The following is an 18897-nucleotide window of genomic DNA, read 5'->3' on the forward strand; positions in this document are numbered from 1 at the left end:
CCGACAGAGAGCGGCGATCAGCGTTTCACTCCTCCGGCAGCCGTTCGGCCCCCGGCGGGTGGAGGCGCAGCCGCGTCACCCGCCGCGCGTCGCCATCGACCACCTCGATGCGCCAGCCACTCGGATGGGTGACGATCTCGCCGCACTGGGGAATCCGCCCGGCGAGCACGAAGGTCAGCCCGCCCAGCGTGTCGACATCCTCGTCGACCTCCGCCAGCCGCACGTCGACGGTCTCGCCGACCTCCTCCAGCGTGGCGCGCGCGTCCGCTTCCCACTGGCCATTCTCGCCGTGGACCAGCGCCTCCGGCGCGTGCTCGTCATATTCGTCCTCGATCTCGCCGACGATCTCCTCGACCAGATCCTCGATGGTGACGAGGCCGTCGGTGCCGGAATATTCGTCGAGCACGATCGCCAGATGGGTGCGCGTCGCCCGCATCTCGGCCAGCAGGTCGAGCACCCGCATCGACTGCGGCACGTAGCGCGGCTGGCGCATCAGCGTGGCGATCGCCGCCGGGCGCTCCGCGCCGGTCGCCAGGATCGAGAACACGTCCTTGACGTGGATCATGCCGATCACCGTGTCCAGGCTGCCGCGGTAGACCGGCAGGCGGCTGTGGCTCGCCTCCGCGAACAGGGCGACCAGCGTGTCGAAGCTGGCGGTTTCCGACACGGCGACGATGTCGCCGCGCGGCACCGCGACATGGCCTGCGGTGCGCTCGCCGAAATGCAGCAGGTTGCGGACCATCTGCCGTTCGATCGGCGACAGGTCGCCGGCCGCGTCTGGCTCCGGGTCCCCTTCATGCTCCTCGATCGCTTCTTCGATCTGGTCGCGAAGGGTGGGCTCGCCCTCATTGCCGAACAGGCGCCCGAAAAGCCCATTGAACAGGCCACCCGTTTGCGCCGGATGGCCGCTGCTACTGGAATCGTCTGGCATCTAGCGAGCCGGTCAGCCCCCCTCGTCGGTGTCGTCATAAGGATCGTGCAGGCCGAGTTTCGCCATGGTTTCGCGCTCCATCGCCTCCATCGCCCCGGCCTCCTCCGTGCCCTGGTGGTCGTAACCTAGCAAATGATAGGTGCCGTGGACAATCAGATGTATCGCATGGGCGTCAATATCGACGCCGCGCGCCGCCGCTTCCGCCGCGCAGACCCCGTGCGCCAGCACGATGTCGCCGAGCAGTACCTCGCCGTCGTCGGTATTGGCGAGGGTGGCGAGCATGTCCGGCTCGACCATCGGGAAGGACAGGACGTTGGTCGGCTTGTCCTTCCCCCGATATTGCGCGTTCAGCGTGCGGACTTCGTCGTCGTCGGTCAGCCGAACGGCGACCTCGACGGAGAAATCGGCATCGGCGAGCGCGACGAATGGGCTGTTGCGGATCGCCGCCGTGACGGCGCGCGCGGCCGCGCCATCCCAGTCGGCGGCGGGCCATGCGGGTTCGGCCTGGACGGCTATGTCAAGCATTCGGGGCCTTCTCTGTGTCCTTCACGTGCGGCCGGGCGGGGCAGTCCCTCGACTGCGCTCGGGATGGACGGGGTTGAGAGTGCGCGCCGATGGCCGGAAGGCGACGCGTGATCGTGCCTGAAGCGCCTGACCAGCTTTCAGGGTTACGAATGAAACCGTCCATCCCGAGCGCAGTCGAGGGACGCACCGAAACCCCGCACCGCATCATTCATCCGGTCCCTCATAGGCCTGGACGATCCGCCCGACGATCGGGTGGCGCACCACATCGGCGGCGCCGAAGCGGACGACGGCGATGCCGTCGATCCCTTCCAGCCGCCCGACCGCGTCGGCAAGGCCGGACTTGCCGATGTCCGGCAGGTCGACCTGGCGCGGGTCGCCGCACACCACCATCCGGCTGTTCTGGCCGAAACGGGTCAGGAACATCTTCATCTGCGCCGGGGTCGTGTTCTGCGCCTCGTCGAGGATGATGAACGCGTCGGACAGGGTGCGCCCGCGCATGAAGGCGATCGGCGCGATCTCGATCTCGCCGCTGGTGATCCGCCGCTCGACCTGCTCGTTGGGCAGCATGTCGTAGAGCGCGTCGTAGAGCGGGCGCAGATAGGGGTCGACCTTCTCCTTCATGTCGCCGGGCAGGAAGCCCAGCCGCTCGCCCGCCTCGACCGCCGGGCGCGACAGGATCAGCCGGGTGACCGAACCCTGGATCAGTTGCTGCACCGCCTGGGCCACCGCCAGATAGGTCTTGCCGGTGCCCGCCGGGCCGAGCGCGAAGATCACATCGTCGTGCCCCAGCGCCTCCATGTAGCGGATTTGCGTGGCGGAGCGCGGGACGATCGTCTTCTTGCGGGTACGAATCATCACGCTCGGCGGCTGCGACACGTCGGCGCGGATGATCCCGTCCAGCGTCGGCTCGGTCGACATCTGGATCACCGCGTCGACGGTGCCGGTATCGATAGGCTCGCCCTGAACGATGCGGTTGTAGAGGCCGGTCAGCACGTCGCGCGCCCGCGCCGCCGCTTCCGCCTCTCCCTCGATCTGCAGCTTGTTGCCGCGCGCGGCGATGTAGACGCCGAGCCGGTTCTCGATGGCCACCAGATTCTGGTCGTAATGGCCGAACAACTGGCCGAGAAGCTGGGGACGGTCGAACACCACCTCCAGCCGGGCACGCTCCCCCGCCTGGGCGGGCACTGGCTTACGGCTCATCCGGACCTTTCATTGGCACGAGTCACGATCCGCAAAATGGGGCGGCGCAGCCTGAAAATCCAGCGCCATCGCGCGCGCCGCGCATAATCGGCCGGCCGCCCGATGCGGCCGGGCCACAGTTGCGGGCCGCCGATCAGGCGCGCGGCAGGGTGCCGCACGCTTCGCCGCTCAGGCTGTTCGGCCCCGCCGCAACGATATCGACCTCGACCAGATCGCCGATCGTGCCGCCGATCAGGTGCACCGATTGCAGCCAGGGCGATTTGCCGATCCACTGGCCGGGGAGCTTGCCCTTGCGTTCCAGCAGCACGCTGGTCCGCCGCCCGACGGTTGCTTCGTTGAACGCCATCTGGCGGGCGTTGATCGCCGCCTGCAGCCGGCGCAGCCGCTCGTCCATCACCTCGGGCGCGATCTGGTCGGCCATGGTTGCCGCCGGGGTGCCGGGGCGGGGGGAATATTTGAAGCTGTAGGCCTGTGCGTAGTCGGCGCGGTCGACGATATCCAGCGTCGCCGCGAACTCGGCCTCGGTCTCGCCCGGGAAGCCGACGATGAAGTCGCCGGACAGGGCGATGTCTGGGCGCGCTGCCCGCACCCGGTCGATGACCCGCAGGTAGCTGGCGGTGTCGTGGCTGCGGTTCATCGCCTTCAGCACCCGGTCGCTGCCCGACTGCACCGGCAGATGGAGGAACGGCATCAGCTTGGCGATGTCGCGGTGCGCGGCGATCAGCCCGTCGCTCATGTCGTTGGGGTGGCTGGTGGTGTAGCGGATGCGGGCGATGCCGGGGATCAGCGCGATCGCCTCGATCAGGTCGTGCAGCCCGCGCCCGGCTTCGTCGGCCCAGGCGTTGACGTTCTGGCCGAGCAGGGTGATTTCCTTCGCGCCGGCGTCGGCCAGCGCCTTCGCCTCGTCGACGATCGCCGCCCACGGCCGGCTTATCTCCGCCCCGCGGGTGTAGGGGACGACGCAATAGGTGCAGAATTTGTCGCAGCCCTCCTGCACGGTCAGGAAGGCGCTGGGGCCGCTGCGGCGTCGGGCGGGCAGGGCGCCGAACTTCGAATCGGCCGGCATGTCGGTGTCGACCGCGCTTTCGCCGCGCGCCGCCCGCGCGACCAAGCCGGGCAGATGGTGGTAGGCCTGCGGGCCGACGACGATGTCGACATCGCGGGTCCGGCGCACCACTTCCTCCCCCTCCGCCTGGGCGACGCAGCCGGCGAGAGCGACCATCGGCCGGCTGCCGTCTTCCCGGCGCAGGCGGCCGATGTCGGAATAGACCTTGTCGACCGCCTTCTCGCGGATGTGGCAGGTGTTGAGCACCACCAGATCGGCGTCGTCGGCACCGGCCGCCGGCGTCATCCCCTCGGCGGTGAGCAGTTCGGTCATCCGCTCGCCGTCATAGACGTTCATCTGGCAACCGAACGACTTGACGTGGAAGCGGCGGGGAAGCGGGCGGTCCATCGGCGGCGCTATAGGCCCGCCTTGCCGCCCTGGGAAGCCGACAGCGCCGTGCGGATCCGCTCGCGCGCTTCATGAGCAATCGCCTTGCGGTCGCCGATCGGCGCCGGGTCGAATGGCTCCAGCCAGCGGATCGTTACCGCGAAGCCGCCGGGCCGGGCGAGCAGCCGCCGGGCATTGTCCAGCCCCGGTTCGTCGCCGACCCAGGCGACGGCGGCGCTGTCCGGCCCGAAATCGAGCAGCACTGGCTGGATGCGCATCGGCCGGGGCGGCGGCGCCATCACCGCGAACAGCGCCGGCTTGAACGGCAGCAGGCCATGGCCGTCGGTGGTCGTCCCTTCCGGGAAGATCGCAATTGGCTGGCGCGCGTCCAGCGCGGCGCGGATCGCCGCCACCTGCGCGCCGACGTTCAGCCGATCGGCGCGGGCGACGAACACCGTGTTGTTCAGCCTGGCCAGCCAGCCGACGATGGGCGCCCGCGCCACTCCGTCGTGGGCGACGAACGCTGCGCCGCTCGCCCCGCCGAGGATGCAGATGTCGATCCAGCTCAGATGGTTGGCGACGTAGAATACGTCCGCTTCCACCCGCGCCCCGTTCGTCGCCACCCGCGCGCCGCAGATGCGGGCGACGGCGCCCAGGAACCGGCGCGGCCAGGGCGATGGCCGCCGCGCCAGCCGCCAGGCGAGGTGGAGCAGCAGGCAGAGGAAGATGAGGATGAGCAGAGCGGCGAGGCGCGCCAGCGCCCGGATGCCGCCCAGCGGGTCAGCCCTTGCGATCGAGGCTGACGCCATACAGCTCCATGCGGTGGTCGACGAGGCGATAGCCCAGCCGCTCGGCGATCAGCCGCTGCAACTGTTCGACTTCGGGGTCGACGAACTCGATGACCTTGCCGGTCTCGACGTCGATCAGATGGTCGTGATGCGCCTCCGGCGCCGCTTCGTAGCGGGCACGGCCGTCGCCGAAATCATGGCGTTCGAGGATGCCGGCTTCCTCGAACAGCCGGACCGTGCGGTAGACGGTGGCGATCGAGATGCCCGAATCGATCGCCGCCGCGCGGGCGTGCAGCTTCTCCACATCGGGATGGTCGTCGGACTCCGAAAGCACACGGGCGATGACGCGCCGCTGCTCGGTGATGCGGAGGCCCTTTTCGGCGCAAAGCGCTTCTACGTCGATGGTCCGGCTCATGGCGATTGTGTAGCCGCTTTCCTGCGGTTGGCAAAGCCGCCGGAAAGCGTCCGGCGGCTTCGCGGATCGATCTAGCGCTTGCGGCGCTGGGTGCCGAGGCCAATCTTCTTGGCCAGCGAGCGGCGCTGTTCGGCGTAATTCGGCGCAACCATCGGGTAATCAGACGGAAGGCCCCATTTGGCGCGGTACTGGTCCGGGGTCATCTGGTAATGGGTCATCAGATGCCGCTTCAGCATCTTCAGTTTCTTGCCGTCTTCCAGACAGACGATGTAATCCGGCTTGACCGAGGCGCGCACCGAGACCTTCGGCTCCTGCTTCACTTCCGGTTCTTCGGCGGCCTGCCCCAGACCAGCCAGCGCACCGTGCACATTCTGTATGAGCGCGGGAATGTCGGACACCGCGACGCTATTGTTGCTGACATGCGCGGCCACGATATCGGCGGTCAACGTGATGAGCGTTTCGCTCAGTTCGGATGCTTCGGACATGTCTGCGACTTTCTTCTGAAGGGACAGTCATTTCGACTGCGTCGGGTCTCATGTCCTGATGATAGAATAAATACAAGGGCCGCTACAGGAAAATCAGGGCGTTTTTCTATAATTCATCATTAAATGATTGGCAGGTTTCGTTTATAGGTTAGTGCATCGCGCGCGATTCCATCGCGGCCGCGATAATAGCCTGCGCGCCGGCCGACCTGGCGGAAGCCGTTGCGCTCGTAGAGCGCGATCGCCGGATTTCCTTCACGCACTTCCAGATGCAGCGCGGTTACGTTCAGTGCGCGGGCCTCGGCGACCACCCGGTCGAGCAGGGCGGTGCCGATGCCGCGCTGGCGGTGCTGCGGCCGGACCCCGATCAGCAGCAGTTCGCCCTCGCCGGCGATCGCTCGGCTCAGCGCAAAGCCGGCGGGCTCGCCGTCCGCGCGCGCGATCAGCAGCCAGCTCCCCATCATGCCCAGGATCCCGGCGCATTGCGGGTCGGTCCACGCTTCGCCGAAAGTCGGGTCGAAGCTGTCCGCCATCACCTGCATCACCGCCCCCAGATTGGCCGTGCTGCCGGCGGTGATCGTGACAGAGGCCACCATCGCCGGTCAGTGCACCGGCGCGGCGCCGGGCAGGCGTGCGTCCGGCCCGCGCCCGTAGATCGGGCTGGGGGTGAGCGCGGTGAAGCCGGCGGGGAGCAGGCATACGGCGCGGGCGTCCGGCGCCGCATCGCCCAGCGGCCGGTCGCCGCGCAGCGCCGCCAGCCGTGCCGCGGCGGATCCGACCAGCGGCAGCGCGCCGACCGCGGCGAGCGCGGCGTCGGGCGGCAGCGAGGCGAGCGGGGCGGTTTCGTGCATCGGGCCGGCGGCGAAGGGGTGGATGAAATATTCTCCATGCCCCCCGATCAGCACGACGGCAAGCATGTCCGGCGCATCCGGCGCGGCGAAGGCGCTGGCGGCGGCCAGCGCGGTCGACGAGAATCCGCCGACCGTCGCGCCCCAGCCGAGCGCCAGCGCGCGCGCCGCCGCCAGGCCGACGCGCACGCCGGTGAAGCTGCCTGGCCCGCAATCGACGAGGATATGATCGGCGCGTCCCCCGCCCGGCAGCGCCGCGATCATCGGCACCAGCCGTTCGGCATGGCCGCGCCCGACGCTTTCATGGCCGTGCGCGACCAGCCGGTCGTCGTCGTACAGGGCGACCGAGCAGGCCGTCGTCGCGGTCTCGATCGCCAGCGTGCGCAACGGGTCAGGCGATCCGGTTGAACCGTTCGAACGGCGGGCGCGGCAGCCGGTCGAAAATCGTCGACGGGTCACCGTGGCCAAGCGTCGCGATGAAATTGGATTTGACGGATGGCGTGTCGGCGAAGAACGCCGCGTCGACGGCCGCGTTGTCGAAGCCGGACATCGGCCCGGTGTCGAGGCCGAGGACGCGCGCGGCGATGATCAGATAGGCGCCCTGCAGCGAACTGTTGCGCATCGCATGTTCGCGGCGCAGCGCGTCCTTGCCGTCGAACCAGCTTTTCGCATCGGTGTGGGGGAAGAATTCGGGCAGATATTCGTGGAAATCCTGGTCCATGCCGATGATGACCGTCACCGGCGCCTTGCGGATCTTGGCGCCGTTGGTGCCGGATGCCAGCGCCGCCAGCCTGTCCTTCGCGTCCTGGCTGATGCACCAGACCAGCCGCGCCGGTAGCTGGTTGGCCGATGTCGGCCCCATCTTCATCAGCTCCCAGATCGCGCGGAGCTGGTCTTCGCCGACCGGTTCGTCGGTATAGCCGTTATAGGTCCGCGCGGTGCGGAAGATCTGGTCGAGTGCCTCGGGCGGCAGCGGTGCGGCCATGGTCGGTCCTTCTGCGGGGCTGGTACCGGGCGGTCAGATCGCGCGGACTTCGGTCACTTCCGGCACGTAGTGCTTGAGCAGCGTCTCGATCCCGCGCTTCAGCGTCGCGGTCGACGACGGGCAGCCGGAGCAGGCGCCCTGCATGTGCAGGCTGACGACGCCGTCGCTGAACCCGCGATAGAGGATGTCGCCGCCGTCATTGGCCACCGCCGGGCGGACCCGCGTCTCGATCAGTTCGCGGATCTGCGCGACGACGTCGGCATCTTCCGGCGCGTCGCCATAATCGGTGTCGTCCTCCTCGATCGCGATCGCCGCGGCGGAGCCGGTGCGGAACAGCGGCATGTCGCCGGCGAAATGGTCGAGCAACACGCCCAGGATCTGGGGCTTGGCGTCGCGCCAGGCAGCGCCGGATCCGATTGTCACCGATATGAAGTCGCGCCCGAAGAACACACCTTCGACATCGCCCAGCGAGAACAGCGCTTCGGCGAGCGGCGAGGCGTCCGCGTCTTCCGGCGTCGCGAAATCCCGGGTGCCGACCTCCATGACCGTGCGGCCGGGGAGGAACTTGACGGTTGCCGGGTTGGGGGTGGTTTCGGTCTCGATCAGCATGGCCGTCATGTGGGCCTGCCGGTGCGCGCGATCAACCCTGAAAGCCGGTCGGGGAAGGCCAAATTTCCATGCCGGTTCAGCGTGGCGTCGCGGCGAGCCGGCTCATCAGCACCGCGGCGCGCGTCGCCTGCCGCTCGAAACTGCCCAGGTCGACCGTCTCGCCCGGCGCGTGATCGCCTTCGCTCGACGGGCCGAGGCCGACCAGCCCGGCGACGTCGGCGGCGACGAAGGCGATGTCGCCGGCGCCGCGCTTCAGCGGGTCGAGCGGCGCCTGCTCCGGCAAACCGAGGTCGCGGTTGACGCCGTTCAACGTGGCGAGCAGCGCGCGGTTGCCGTCGGTCGGCGCCATCGCCGGATAGCCTTCCTCGAAGCGGATCGTCGCCTTCGCGCCGGCCAGCGGCTGGTCGACGATCGCCTGCATCCGGGCGCGGACGCGTTCGGTCTGCGCGTTGCTCAGCGTCCGCATGTCGCCGCGCGCGATCGCCTGTTCGGCGATGATGTTGCTCTTGCCGGCAGCGGTGCCGCGGATCCCCTGGCCGTCAAGCGCCGCCTGCGCGCCGCCCAGGACCAGCCCGACGTTGAAGGTCAGGTTCGGTTCCGGCAGCTCGCGCCGGAACGTGTCGATGATCCGCGCCATCTCATAGACGGCGCCGTTGCCGGCGGAGGTGCTGAAGATGCCGCTGGAATGGCCGCCGCGGGCGGTGACGGTCAGCGTCCAGCTCGTCGAGCTGCGCCGGGCGATGCTGCCCATGTCCTTGCCGTCGACCACCGAGAGCCCTTCGAAGTCGAGGGCGGCGTCGGCGCGCTTGCCGGCTTCGATCAGGTCGCGCCGCGCCAGCGGGATCGGATCGCCGACATCTTCCTCGTCGCCGGTCAGTACCACTTCGATGTCGGCGTTCTTCAACGTGCCCGCCGCCTTCATCGCGCGCAGCGCCGCGAGCATCACCACGACGCCGCCCTTGTCGTCCGACGCGCCGGGACCTTCGCCCTTGTCGCCCTTGCGGGTGAAGGTCTGGAACGGTGAATCCTTTTCGAACACCGTATCCAGATGGCCGATCAGCAGCAGCCGCTTGCCCCGTCCGTTGCCCTTGTGCACCGCGATCAGGTGTCCGGCGCGCTTGGCCTCCGCCATCGGCACCCAGCGCGTTTCGAAGCCGAGCGCGTCCAGCTCCGGCTTGACCATCGCGCCGACCTCGGTGACGCCGGGCAGGTTCAGCGTGCCCGAATTGACGTTGACCAGCTTTTCGAGCAGCGCGACGTTGCGCTCCTGTTCCGCTGCAACGATTGCGGCCATCTTCTTCTCGGCGGTGCTCGGCGCGGCATGGAGCGGCCCGGCGATCAGCGCGGCGGCGACGGCAAAAGGCAGCAATTTCATTCGGTCATCCTCTCTGCCCGCGTTTTTTGCAGAAGCAGGCGGGAAAGGAAAGCGCGGCGGCGGGTATTCAGCCTCGCGTCCGGTCGCCTGTCCGGTGCGCGGCGTTCCATGCCGACAGGTTGGCGACGCCTTCGCGCACGAACGGGCTGCGGCGTATGCCCCAGAGCAGCGCGTCGGCGACGACCGTGCCGGGGAAGCGCAACCGCCGCCGGGTCTGGATCAGCAGCACGACGCGGGTTTCCGGCGTGTCGTTCCACACCTCGTGCTCGAACGTGTCGTCGAAGGTCAGCGTCTCGCCATGGCCCCAGCGGACGATTTCGCTGCCGATCCGCATGCGGCAGCCGGCGCCGGCGGGGACGACCAGGCCCAGATGCGTCGTCACCAGCCCCTTGGTCACCCCGCGATGGGGCGGGATATGCGCGCCCGGCCTCAACACCGAGAAGAAAGCGGAATTAAGGTCGGGTATGGCGCCGATTAGCCGCGCCGTCTTTGGGCAGCGCGCCAGATTCTCGGCGATCGGCGTGCCGTAGCCGTGGAGGAAGAAGCTCTGCCATTCGGCGATCGGCGCGATCCGCCGATGATCCGGCGAAATCGCGGCGAGTGGCGGAATGCCGTCCGGGTTGGCCAGCACCGTTTCCGCCTCGTGGCGGATCATCAGCCAGCTTTCGCGCAGCATGCGGGTGAACGGGAAATCGGCAGGGTTCAACACCGGCGTGTCGGGGATTTCCGAATAGCGCGCGATCAGCCGGTCCAGTGACGGGCGGGCCTTCTTGACGGCCCGGTACAGCCACGGACGACGCGGATTGGTACTCATATCCATAACGGTCACAGCATTGCCGCAACAAACTCGCGGCGGGGCGGATGGTTGCCCGGCCTTGCTTTCGCCACTGTTTGCCGCGATAGGGCGTGCCGCGCACGGGGCAAACCCGCGGCGGCGGCAGCGTGAACAGCCCGGAAACGGGCCCGGCCGCCCCCCTTATGCGCCGACGCACAAGGCTTCCCTATCACGCGGGTCGTCAAGGACCCCTGGCATTAGCGGCCGCGCCATGCGCGCCGTGCGTTGCCGTACTGAAAGTTTTCCATGACCAGTTTTTCGCAGCTCGGCCTTGCCGAGCCGATCCTGAAGGCGCTGACCGCCAAGGGCTATGACACGCCGACGCCGATCCAGGCGCAGGCGATCCCGCCCGTGCTCGCCGGCCGCGACCTGTGCGGCATCGCCCAGACCGGCACCGGCAAGACGGCGGCGTTCGCCCTGCCCGCCCTCGACCATTTCGTTCGCCACCCGAAGCCGACGCCGATCCAGGGCTGCCGCATGCTGGTGCTGTCGCCGACGCGCGAGCTGGCGGCGCAGATCGCCGTCTCCTTTCGCGAATACAGCCGCTTCCTGCGCCTGTCGGTCGAAACCGTGTTCGGCGGCGTGCCGATCGGGCGCCAGATCAACAAGCTGCGCGCCGGCGTCGACATCCTCGTCGCCACGCCGGGCCGGCTGCTCGACCTGATCGACCAGCGCGCGCTGACCCTCCGCGACGTCGAGATCTTCGTTCTCGACGAGGCCGATCAGATGCTCGACCTCGGCTTCATTCACGCCCTGAAGCGGGTCGACAAGCTGCTGCCGCGCCAGCGCCATACCATGTTCTTCTCCGCGACGATGCCGAAGGCGATCGCCGAGCTGGGCGACCGTTTCCTGACCGATCCGGTCAAGGTGTCGGTCACGCCGGCCGCGACCACCGCCGAGCGGGTCGACCAGTTCGTCACCTTCGTCGGCAAGACGGAGAAGCAGGCGCTGCTGACGATGACGCTGGCGGAGACGGAGATCGACCGCGCGCTGGTCTTCACCCGCACCAAGCACGGCGCCGACCGGGTGGTGAAGCATCTGCTCGCCGCCGGCATCGGCTGCGCGGCGATCCACGGCAACAAGAGCCAGCCGCAACGGACCACCGCGTTGCAGGCGTTCCGCGACGGCCGCATCCGTATCCTCGTCGCGACCGACATCGCCGCGCGCGGCATTGACGTGTCCGGCGTCAGCCATGTGTTCAATTTCGAGCTGCCGAACGTGGCGGAACAATATGTCCACCGCATCGGCCGCACCGCGCGCGCCGGAGCGACCGGCATCGCGATCAGCTTCGTCGATGAGGAGGAGCGCGCCTATCTGCGCGGGATCGAGCGGCTGACCCGCGTCCGCCTGGAGCCGATGCCGCTGCCGGAGGATTTCAACCGGCGCAAGGCGGCGCTGCCCAAGCCCACTCAGGCGCCGCCGACCGCCCAGCGCCGCTTCAAGGACAGCCGCGCCGCGCCCGCCGCCGCAGACCGCCCGAAGCGCCCGTTCCGCCCGAACCGCTCGCGCAACGGCGTCGGCGCGCACAAGGGCGCCGTCACCCGCACCCGCTGACCTCTTCCCCTAAGCGGAAGCGACCCTCGATCACGGTGACGCAGCGGCCGCCGAGGACCACTTTATCGCCGTCGAGCGCGCAGTCGAGACGGCCGCCGCGCCGGCTGGCCTGAAAGGCGGTGAAGCGGGTCCGGCCGAGCCGCTTCGCCCACCACGGCACGATCACCGCATGGGCCGAGCCGGTCACCGGATCCTCGTCGATCCCGGCGCCGGGGGCGAAGGCGCGGCTGACGATGGCGGTGTCTTCGCCCGGCGCGGTGCAGATGGTCAGCAGGTCGCCTTCGCGGGCCAGCGCGGCGAAATCGGGCGCGACCGCCTTCACCGCCGCCGCCGTCTCGAGCACGACCACCGCATAGCCACCGGGGTGCCACAGCGTCTCGCCGGTCACGCCGAGCGCGGCGAGCACGCGCGGCAGCGGCTTCGGCGCCGGTGCCCAGGCGGGGAGGGTCAGCGCATAGCCGGCGTCCGCGCGGCCGACGGTCAGCAGGCCCGCCTCGCGCGTGCGGAAACGCACCCGGTCGCGCTCGCCGATCAGGACATGGCCGGCGGCCAGCGTCGCGTGGCCGCACAGCGCGACCTCCGTCGTCGGGGTGAACCAGCGCAAGGCGTAATCCGCATCCGCATCGCCGTCGGCGGGCACGGTGAAGGCGGTTTCCGACACATTATTCTCGGCCGCGATCGCCTGCAGCGTCGCATCCGGTAGCCAGGTATCGAGCGGCAGCACCGCCGCCGGGTTGCCGGCGAACGGGCGGTCGGCGAAAGCGTCGACCTGGGTGAAGGGCAGGTCCAGCGTCATTCCGGCGTCTCCCGCAGCGCTTCGAGCGCGCTGTCCGCGGTATCGATCTGGCCTTCCGGATCGACATGGATCAATACTTCGACGCCGGGGAATTCCGCCGCCAGCGCCGCTTCCGCCGCCTCGACCGCCCGGTGGGCGGCGGCCACCGTCATCGCCGGGTCGACCCAGACGTGGAACTGGATGAAGTCGTGGGTACCGGACCGACGGGTGCGCAGGTCGTGCATCCCCTTCAACGTCGGCTGGGCGTTGACGATCGTCGCGACGCGCCGGCGTTTGTCCTCCGGCCATTCCTTGTCCATCAGCTCGTCGATCGCCGCCGTCGCAGAGCGCCAGGCGCCATAGGCCAGCCACAGCGCGATGGCGATGCCGAACAGCGGGTCGGCACCTGACAGCCCGGCATATTGGTCGAGGACCAGCGCGGCGATCACCGCCAGGTTCAGCATCAGGTCGGACTGGTAATGCAGCCGGTCGGCGCCGATCGCCATCGATCCGGTGCGGGCGATCACCCGGCGCTGGTAGGCGGTCAGCAGCAATGTCGCGCCGATCGCCGCCACCGACACGGCGATACCCTCGCCAGCGGCACTGGTCGTCGCGCCGCTGGCGAGGCGGCCGACGGCGCCGGTCAGGATCGCGATCGCCGACGCGCTGATCAGCATTACCTGGAACAGCGCGGCCAGCGCCTCCGCCTTGCCATGGCCGAAGCGGTGCTCGGCATCGGCGGGCTGTGCCGCGTGGCGGACGGCATAGAGTGTGACGAGCGAGGCGACGAGGTCCAATCCGGTGTCGGCCAGCGAGCCGAGCATCGCCATCGATCCCGTCGCCCAGGTCGCATAGCCTTTCAGCGCCAGCAGGAACAATGCGGTGGCGACGCTGGCCAGCGCCGCACGGGTGGTCAGGCCGGGCAGGGGCCGATGGCCGCTCACGGGTAGAGCAGGCCCTCCCTCCAGCCGTCGCCGTCGCGGGTGAACAGGCGGCGGTGATGGAGGCGGTAGGGGCGGTCCTCCCAGAACTCGATACGGCTGGGGGTGACGCGATAGCCGGACCAGTGCGGCGGGCGCGGCACCTCCTGCCCCTCGTAACGGGCGCGGACCGCTTCGTAACGCAGTTCGAACTCGGCGCGCGATGGCAGCGGCCGCGACTGGTCGGATGCCCATGCGCCCAGCCGCGAGTCGCGGTGGCGGGTGGCGAAATAGGCATCGGCCAGCGCTGCGTCGACCGGCGTCACCGACCCTTCGATACGGACCTGCCGGCGCAGCGATTTCCAGTGGAACAGCAGCGCCGCATTGGGGTTGTCGGCGAGGTCGCCGGCCTTGCGGCTGTGCTGGTTGGTGTAGAAGACGAAGCCTTCCGGCCCATGCCCCTTCAGCAGCACCATCCGCACCGACGGGCGGCCTTCGGCATCGGCGGTGGCGAGGGCCATCGCGTTGGGGTCGTTCGGCTCGTTCGCCTGGGCGGCGGCCAGCCAGTCATCGAACAGGGCGAAGGGATTCTCTGACATGGACGGGGTTTAGGCGCCCCCCGCAAAGCTGTCACCCCCGGCCGGGCGTTGGAATCGCGCGGCGCCGCTCCCAATTAGTGGACGAGCAACAGAAACCACGTACATAGCGAGAGCCATGGCAGATCCTTACGCAACACTGGGCGTCGCGCGCACCGCCAGCGAGGCCGATATCAAGAAGGCGTATCGCAAGCTCGCCAAGGAATTGCACCCCGACCGGAACAAGGACAATCCGAAGGCGTCGGAACGCTTCTCGCAGGTGACGACCGCCTATGATCTGTTGAACGACAAGGACAAGCGCGCCCGCTTCGACCGTGGCGAGATCGACGGCGACGGCAACCCGACCTATGCCGGCTTCGGCGCGCGCGGCCCCGGTGCCGGCGGCTTTCGCCCCAATCAGGACCAGGGCTTCGCCGCCAGCGATTTCGGCGATATATTCGAGGGGATTTTCGGTGGCGGGCGGGGCGGCGGCTTCACCGGCGGTTTCGGCCGGCGCCAGGCGCCGCCGCCAAAGGGCGCCAATGTCGCCTATCGGCTGCGCGTGCCGTTCGAGGACGCGGCGGCGCGGCGCGACCAGCGCATCACGCTCGGCGACGGCAAGACGATCGACCTGAAACTGCCCGCCGGGCTGGAGAACGGCACCCAGATGCGGCTGGCCGGCAAGGGCGAGCCGGGGCCGGGCGGTGCAGGCGATGCGATCGTGACGATCGAGGTCGTGCCGCACCGTTTCTTCACCCGCGACGGCGACGATGTCCGCCTCGACCTGCCGATCACCGTGCCGGAAGCGGTGCTCGGCGGCCGGGTCCGCGTGCCGACGGTCGACGGGCCGGTCACCCTTACCATCCCCGCCGGTTCCACGTCCGGCCGGGTGCTGCGGCTGAAGGACAAGGGTTTCCACGGGCGGAACGGGCGGGGCAGCCAGTTGGTTACCTTGCTGGTCGACGTGCCGAAGGACGATCCGGACATGCGCGCAGTGGCGGAAAAGCTGAAGGATCGGGATCTCGGCAACCCGCGCGCCGCGCTCGGCGTCTAGGCGCTTGTCCGGCGACACGTCCCCGCTTTCGCCCGAAGCGCGCCGCCGCGCCGGCCGCCGTCCGTCGCGCCGCCGCATTTGGGCGGTGGTGAAGCGCGTCGCTGCCGGCACGTTCAACGAAGGCTTTCCGCACGCCGGCAACCTCGCCTACCTGTCACTCCTCACCCTGTTTCCGTTCTTCATCCTGCTCGCCGCGCTTGCCCAGTTGTTCGGGCAGACGGCGGACGGGCAGGCGGCGATCGTGCTGTTCCTGCGCACGGTGCCGCCCAGCGTGGCGGATGTTCTGCGCCAGCCGATCGCCGACGTGCTCGCCGCGCGATCCGGCATGCTGCTGTGGCTGGGCGCGCTGGTCGGGCTGTGGAGCACCGCCAGCTTCATCGAGACGATCCGCGACATCCTGCGCCGCGCCTACGGCGTCAAATACAATCGGCCGTTCTACGAATACCGGCTGATCTCGATGGGGATCATCATCGGCTCGGTGCTGCTGGCGCTGATCGCCTTCGCCGCGCAGGTGCTGCTGATCGGGGTCGAGCAATTCGTTTACCGGCTGGTGCCGATCGCCAGCGGAACCGCGCAGCTGATCAGCCTGTCGCGGTTGGTGCCGCCGGCGGTGCTGTTCGTCGCGCTCTACATCATCTTCTACAGCCTGACGCCGTCGCGCTACCGCCGCGCCCGCGGCTGCCCGAAATGGCCGGGCGCTTTGCTGGTCACGCTGTGGTGGCAGGCGACGACGGAATTGCTGCCGGTCGTCCTCGGCATGCTGGGGTCCTACAACCGCACCTACGGCAGCCTGGCCGGGGTGATCGTGTCGCTGCTGTTCTTCTTCGTCATCGGCCTGGGCGTCGTCGTCGGCGCGGAATTGAACGCGGCGCTGGCGGAGGGCGATGAACCAAGGCTAAAGAGCCGGGAAAGCGAAATGCACGCTGAAAGGGAATGAGTGTGAATGGCCTGATGAAGGGAAAACGCGGCCTGATCATGGGCTTGGCCAATGACCGGTCGCTGGCCTGGGGCATCGCCAAGAAATTGAGCGAGGCGGGTGCCGAGCTTGCCTTCGCCTACCAGGGGGAGGCGACCGAGAAGCGGGTGCGCCCGCTGGCGGAATCGCTTAGCTCCGACTTCCTGATCGAATGCGACGTGGCGGAAATGGCCGCGCTCGATACCGCCTTCGCAACGCTCGCCGCGCGCTGGCCGACGATCGACTTCGTCGTCCACGCCATCGGCTTTTCCGACAAGAACCAGTTGCGCGGGCGCTATTACGACACGACGCTCGACAATTTCCTGATGACGATGAACATCTCCGCCTACAGCCTGGTCGCGGTGACGCAGCGGGCGCGGGCGATGATGCCGAACGGCGGTGCGATCCTGACGCTGACCTATTACGGCGCGGAGAAGGTGGTGCCGCATTACAACGTCATGGGCGTGGCCAAGGCGGCGCTGGAAACCAGCGTCAAATATCTGGCGGTCGATCTGGGCGCCGACAACATCCGGATCAACGCCATCTCCGCCGGTCCGATCCAGACGCTGGCGGCGCGCGGCATCGGCGATTTCAACTATATCCTGAAATGGAACCAGCTGAACGCGCCGCTGCGCCGCAACGTGACGATCGAGGATGTCGGCGGCGCCGGCCTGTACATGCTGAGCGACCTGTCGTCGGGCGTCACCGGCGAGATCCACCATGTCGACGCCGGCTACAACGTCATCGGCATGAAGGCGGAGGATGCACCGGATATCGCGCTGGTTTAGGGTTTGCTCCGTTTGAGCTGCGCCGGCCCGCTCCCCCACCCGGCCTCCCAACGACAGTATCCTGAAATGGGAGGCCGGGTGGGGGAGCGGGCCGGCGCCGATTCCGCCTAACGCATACAAACGCTACGCCTTCAGCCGGTATCCGGTGCGGAAGATCCAGACGATCGCCGCCAGGCAGCCGAGCATGAACACCAGCGTCAGCGCCAGGCTGATGCCGACCGCCACGTCGCCCTGGCCATAGAAGCTCCAGCGAAAGCCGCTGATCAGATAGACCACCGGGTTGAATAGGCTGACGCTGCGCCAGAACGGCGGCAGCATGTCGATCGAATAGAAGGCGCCGCCGAGGAAGGTCAGCGGCGTCACCACCAGCATCGGCACGAAGCTCAGCTTCTCGAACCCGTCGGCCCAGACGCCGAGGATGAAGCCGAACAGGCTGAAGGTGATCGCGGTCAGCAGCAGGAAGGCGACCATCGCGCCGGGGTGGGCGATGTGGATCGGCATGAAACAGGCGGCGGTCGCCAGGATGATCAGGCCGAGCACGACCGACTTGGTCGCCGCCGCGCCGACATAGCCGACGACGATCTCCCACGCCGAAACCGGCGCCGACAGCAGTTCGTAGATCGTGCCGGTGAATTTCGGGAAATAGATGCCGATCGACGCGTTGGAAATGCTCTGGGTGAGCAGGGTCAGCATGATCAGGCCGGGGACGATGAACGCGCCATAGTCGACGCCGCCGACCTGCTGCATCCGCGAGCCGATCGCTCCGCCGAACACGATGAAATAGAGCGAGGTGGTCAGAACCGGCGCGACCAGGCTCTGCCACAGGGTCCGCAGCGCCCGCGCCATTTCGAAACGGTAGATCGCCAGGATGCCATGGCCGTTCATGCCGCCTCTCCCTGGCTGACCAGCCCGACGAAGATGTCTTCCAGCGTGCTGCGTGTCATGTCCATGTCGGTGACTGGTATGTCCAGATCGCCCATCCGCCGCAGCAGCGACGGGATGCCGGTATGGTCGGCCTTGGTGTCGAAGGTCAGGACGAGCTGGTGGCCGCCATCCTCCAGCGTCAGGTCCCATTCGCCAAGCGCCGCCGGCACCGTCGTCATCGGTTCTTGCAGGGTCAGCACCAGCCGCCGCTTGCCGAGCTTGGCCATCAGCGCCGCCTTGTCCTCGACAAGGATCAGCCGGCCCTTGTCGATTACCCCGACGCGGTCGGCCATCTCCTCCGCTTCCTCGATATAGTGGGTGGTAAGGATGATGGTGACGCCATTGGCCCTGAGGCCGCTGACCAGATCCCACATGTCGCGGCGCAGGGTGACGTCGACGCCGGCGGTCGGTTCGTCGAGGAACAGGATGTCCGGCTCGTGCGCCAGCGCCTTGGCGATCAGCACCCGCCGCTTCATCCCGCCGGACAGGGTCATGATCTTGCTGTCGCGCTTGTCCCACAGCGACAGGTCGCGCAGCACCTTTTCGATATGCGCCGGGTTGGGCGGCCGGCCGAACAGGCCGCGGCTGAACCGGACGGTAGCATAGACCGTCTCGAACGAATCGGTCGACAATTCCTGCGGCACCAGCCCGATCTTGCGCCGCGCCGCCTTCGCGTCGCGCACCACGTCATGGCCGTCGGCGATGACGGTGCCGGTCGTCGGGTTGACGATGCCGCAGATGATGCTGATCAGCGTCGTCTTGCCCGCGCCGTTCGGCCCGAGCAGCGCGAAGATCTCGCCGCGCGCGATCTCCAGGTCGACGCTGTGCAGCGCCGTATGCCCGGATTTGTAGGTCTTGGAGACCCCGGAAACGGTGATGACGGGGGACAAGCGGGGCTCCATGCGACGCGGCCGGGGCACCGCTTTA

The 18897-nt window shown here is 68.4% G+C and carries 22 protein-coding genes; 4 read left to right on the plus strand and 18 right to left on the minus strand.

The genetic code is table 11. The features are described 5' to 3' along the window. Positions 1-25: 25 nt before the first annotated feature. The 13 genes from E4A53_RS11445 to E4A53_RS11505 form a co-directional block, all read right to left on the minus strand. Positions 26-931 carry a hemolysin family protein gene (locus tag E4A53_RS11445; RefSeq protein ID WP_136163250.1) on the minus strand — a complete coding sequence of 302 codons (906 nt, stop codon included), beginning with the start codon at positions 929-931 and terminating at the stop codon, positions 26-28. Between the two features lie 12 nt (positions 932-943). Continuing rightward, positions 944-1456, minus strand: a complete 513-nt coding sequence (ybeY, locus tag E4A53_RS11450) for an rRNA maturation RNase YbeY (protein WP_136163251.1) — start codon at positions 1454-1456, stop codon at positions 944-946. A 204-nt stretch (positions 1457-1660) separates the two neighbouring features. Continuing rightward, complete coding sequence (locus E4A53_RS11455) at positions 1661-2656, minus strand: PhoH family protein (RefSeq protein WP_136163252.1); 996 nt, start codon at positions 2654-2656, stop codon at positions 1661-1663. A 133-nt stretch (positions 2657-2789) separates the two neighbouring features. Continuing rightward, complete coding sequence (gene miaB, locus E4A53_RS11460) at positions 2790-4109, minus strand: tRNA (N6-isopentenyl adenosine(37)-C2)-methylthiotransferase MiaB (RefSeq protein WP_136163253.1); 1320 nt, start codon at positions 4107-4109, stop codon at positions 2790-2792. Between the two features lie 8 nt (positions 4110-4117). Next, a complete protein-coding gene (locus E4A53_RS11465) occupies positions 4118-4897 on the minus strand; it encodes a lysophospholipid acyltransferase family protein (protein ID WP_136163254.1) in 780 nt (259 codons plus the stop codon). Continuing rightward, positions 4869-5291, minus strand: a complete 423-nt coding sequence (locus E4A53_RS11470) for a Fur family transcriptional regulator (RefSeq protein WP_136163255.1) — start codon at positions 5289-5291, stop codon at positions 4869-4871. The genes E4A53_RS11465 and E4A53_RS11470 overlap by 29 nt, the downstream gene beginning before the upstream one ends. A 71-nt stretch (positions 5292-5362) precedes the next feature. After that, entirely contained in the window at positions 5363-5776 is a 414-nt protein-coding gene (locus E4A53_RS11475; protein ID WP_136163256.1) for a Ros/MucR family transcriptional regulator, read from the minus strand. A gap of 119 nt (positions 5777-5895) precedes the next feature. Next, positions 5896-6315 (minus strand): GNAT family N-acetyltransferase, encoded by a 420-nt coding sequence (locus E4A53_RS11480; RefSeq protein ID WP_239018276.1) that lies wholly within the window; start codon positions 6313-6315, stop codon positions 5896-5898. A 60-nt stretch (positions 6316-6375) separates the two neighbouring features. Further along, positions 6376-7008 (minus strand): tRNA (adenosine(37)-N6)-threonylcarbamoyltransferase complex dimerization subunit type 1 TsaB, encoded by a 633-nt coding sequence (gene tsaB, locus E4A53_RS11485; protein ID WP_136163258.1) that lies wholly within the window; start codon positions 7006-7008, stop codon positions 6376-6378. Positions 7009-7012: 4 nt separating this feature from the next. Then, positions 7013-7606 carry a malonic semialdehyde reductase gene (locus E4A53_RS11490; RefSeq protein WP_136163259.1) on the minus strand — a complete coding sequence of 198 codons (594 nt, stop codon included), beginning with the start codon at positions 7604-7606 and terminating at the stop codon, positions 7013-7015. 33 nt (positions 7607-7639) lie between these two features. Then, complete coding sequence (locus E4A53_RS11495) at positions 7640-8215, minus strand: NifU family protein (protein WP_136163260.1); 576 nt, start codon at positions 8213-8215, stop codon at positions 7640-7642. Between the two features lie 76 nt (positions 8216-8291). Next, a complete protein-coding gene (locus E4A53_RS11500; protein ID WP_136163261.1) occupies positions 8292-9590 on the minus strand; it encodes a M20/M25/M40 family metallo-hydrolase in 1299 nt (432 codons plus the stop codon). Between the two features lie 67 nt (positions 9591-9657). Then, a complete protein-coding gene (locus tag E4A53_RS11505) occupies positions 9658-10404 on the minus strand; it encodes an aspartyl/asparaginyl beta-hydroxylase domain-containing protein (RefSeq protein WP_239018277.1) in 747 nt (248 codons plus the stop codon). Positions 10405-10671: 267 nt separating this feature from the next. Here E4A53_RS11505 and E4A53_RS11510 point away from each other — a divergent pair, with 267 nt between their 5' ends. After that, positions 10672-11979 (plus strand): DEAD/DEAH box helicase, encoded by a 1308-nt coding sequence (locus E4A53_RS11510; RefSeq protein ID WP_136163263.1) that lies wholly within the window; start codon positions 10672-10674, stop codon positions 11977-11979. On the opposite strand, the gene E4A53_RS11515 is transcribed toward E4A53_RS11510, so the two are convergent. From E4A53_RS11515 to pdxH, 3 genes are read right to left on the minus strand one after another with little or no spacing between them, the layout of a single operon-like run. Then, positions 11963-12775 carry a PhzF family phenazine biosynthesis protein gene (locus E4A53_RS11515; protein ID WP_136163264.1) on the minus strand — a complete coding sequence of 271 codons (813 nt, stop codon included), beginning with the start codon at positions 12773-12775 and terminating at the stop codon, positions 11963-11965. The genes E4A53_RS11510 and E4A53_RS11515 overlap by 17 nt on opposite strands. Beyond that, positions 12772-13698, minus strand: coding sequence for a cation diffusion facilitator family transporter (locus tag E4A53_RS11520; protein ID WP_136163265.1), 927 nt, complete (start codon positions 13696-13698; stop codon positions 12772-12774). The genes E4A53_RS11515 and E4A53_RS11520 overlap by 4 nt, the downstream gene beginning before the upstream one ends. After that, on the minus strand, positions 13695-14273 hold the full coding sequence (gene pdxH / locus E4A53_RS11525; RefSeq protein WP_136163266.1) for a pyridoxamine 5'-phosphate oxidase: 579 nt from the start codon (positions 14271-14273) through the stop codon (positions 13695-13697). Before pdxH ends, E4A53_RS11520 begins: the two co-directional genes overlap by 4 nt. A gap of 115 nt (positions 14274-14388) precedes the next feature. On the opposite strand from pdxH, the gene E4A53_RS11530 reads away from it, so the two are divergent. The 3 genes from E4A53_RS11530 to fabI are packed head-to-tail and all read left to right on the plus strand — an operon-like array spanning position 14389 to position 17046. Beyond that, positions 14389-15303 carry a DnaJ C-terminal domain-containing protein gene (locus tag E4A53_RS11530; RefSeq protein WP_136163267.1) on the plus strand — a complete coding sequence of 305 codons (915 nt, stop codon included), beginning with the start codon at positions 14389-14391 and terminating at the stop codon, positions 15301-15303. 4 nt (positions 15304-15307) lie between these two features. Continuing rightward, a complete protein-coding gene (locus E4A53_RS11535; RefSeq protein WP_420822625.1) occupies positions 15308-16240 on the plus strand; it encodes a YihY/virulence factor BrkB family protein in 933 nt (310 codons plus the stop codon). A gap of 2 nt (positions 16241-16242) precedes the next feature. Next, the gene (fabI, locus tag E4A53_RS11540) at positions 16243-17046 is read left to right on the plus strand and encodes an enoyl-ACP reductase FabI (RefSeq protein WP_136163293.1); all 804 of its coding nucleotides are present in this window, start codon (positions 16243-16245) and stop codon (positions 17044-17046) included. 123 nt (positions 17047-17169) lie between these two features. Here fabI and E4A53_RS11545 read toward each other — a convergent pair whose 3' ends face one another. Both E4A53_RS11545 and E4A53_RS11550 read right to left on the minus strand, forming a co-directional pair. Further along, the gene (locus E4A53_RS11545; protein WP_136163269.1) at positions 17170-17931 is read right to left on the minus strand and encodes an ABC transporter permease; all 762 of its coding nucleotides are present in this window, start codon (positions 17929-17931) and stop codon (positions 17170-17172) included. Next, the gene (locus tag E4A53_RS11550) at positions 17928-18860 is read right to left on the minus strand and encodes an ABC transporter ATP-binding protein (RefSeq protein ID WP_136163270.1); all 933 of its coding nucleotides are present in this window, start codon (positions 18858-18860) and stop codon (positions 17928-17930) included. Before E4A53_RS11550 ends, E4A53_RS11545 begins: the two co-directional genes overlap by 4 nt. Positions 18861-18897 lie beyond the last annotated feature (37 nt).

This window comes from Sphingomonas flavalba (assembly GCF_004796535.1).
Classification (GTDB): Bacteria; Pseudomonadota; Alphaproteobacteria; order Sphingomonadales; family Sphingomonadaceae; genus Sphingomonas_L; species Sphingomonas_L flavalba.

What these genes read in the sequence shown, in the direction of transcription:
- E4A53_RS11490 (WP_136163259.1), bottom strand. Translation starts at nt 7,606, where the DNA reads ATGGCCGCACCGCTGCCGCCCGAGGCACTCGACCAGATCTTCCGCACC.
- E4A53_RS11505 (WP_239018277.1), bottom strand. Translation starts at nt 10,404, where the DNA reads ATGAGTACCAATCCGCGTCGTCCGTGGCTGTACCGGGCCGTCAAGAAG.
- E4A53_RS11465 (WP_136163254.1), bottom strand. Translation starts at nt 4,897, where the DNA reads ATGGCGTCAGCCTCGATCGCAAGGGCTGACCCGCTGGGCGGCATCCGG.
- E4A53_RS11455 (WP_136163252.1), bottom strand. Translation starts at nt 2,656, where the DNA reads ATGAGCCGTAAGCCAGTGCCCGCCCAGGCGGGGGAGCGTGCCCGGCTG.
- E4A53_RS11515 (WP_136163264.1), bottom strand. Translation starts at nt 12,775, where the DNA reads ATGACGCTGGACCTGCCCTTCACCCAGGTCGACGCTTTCGCCGACCGC.
- E4A53_RS11480 (WP_239018276.1), bottom strand. Translation starts at nt 6,315, where the DNA reads ATGCAGGTGATGGCGGACAGCTTCGACCCGACTTTCGGCGAAGCGTGG.
- E4A53_RS11500 (WP_136163261.1), bottom strand. Translation starts at nt 9,590, where the DNA reads ATGAAATTGCTGCCTTTTGCCGTCGCCGCCGCGCTGATCGCCGGGCCG.
- miaB (WP_136163253.1), bottom strand. Translation starts at nt 4,109, where the DNA reads ATGGACCGCCCGCTTCCCCGCCGCTTCCACGTCAAGTCGTTCGGTTGC.
- E4A53_RS11495 (WP_136163260.1), bottom strand. Translation starts at nt 8,215, where the DNA reads ATGCTGATCGAGACCGAAACCACCCCCAACCCGGCAACCGTCAAGTTC.
- E4A53_RS11545 (WP_136163269.1), bottom strand. Translation starts at nt 17,931, where the DNA reads ATGAACGGCCATGGCATCCTGGCGATCTACCGTTTCGAAATGGCGCGG.
- ybeY (WP_136163251.1), bottom strand. Translation starts at nt 1,456, where the DNA reads ATGCTTGACATAGCCGTCCAGGCCGAACCCGCATGGCCCGCCGCCGAC.
- E4A53_RS11445 (WP_136163250.1), bottom strand. Translation starts at nt 931, where the DNA reads ATGCCAGACGATTCCAGTAGCAGCGGCCATCCGGCGCAAACGGGTGGC.
- E4A53_RS11530 (WP_136163267.1), top strand. Translation starts at nt 14,389, where the DNA reads ATGGCAGATCCTTACGCAACACTGGGCGTCGCGCGCACCGCCAGCGAG.
- E4A53_RS11470 (WP_136163255.1), bottom strand. Translation starts at nt 5,291, where the DNA reads ATGAGCCGGACCATCGACGTAGAAGCGCTTTGCGCCGAAAAGGGCCTC.
- E4A53_RS11475 (WP_136163256.1), bottom strand. Translation starts at nt 5,776, where the DNA reads ATGTCCGAAGCATCCGAACTGAGCGAAACGCTCATCACGTTGACCGCC.
- pdxH (WP_136163266.1), bottom strand. Translation starts at nt 14,273, where the DNA reads ATGTCAGAGAATCCCTTCGCCCTGTTCGATGACTGGCTGGCCGCCGCC.
- E4A53_RS11510 (WP_136163263.1), top strand. Translation starts at nt 10,672, where the DNA reads ATGACCAGTTTTTCGCAGCTCGGCCTTGCCGAGCCGATCCTGAAGGCG.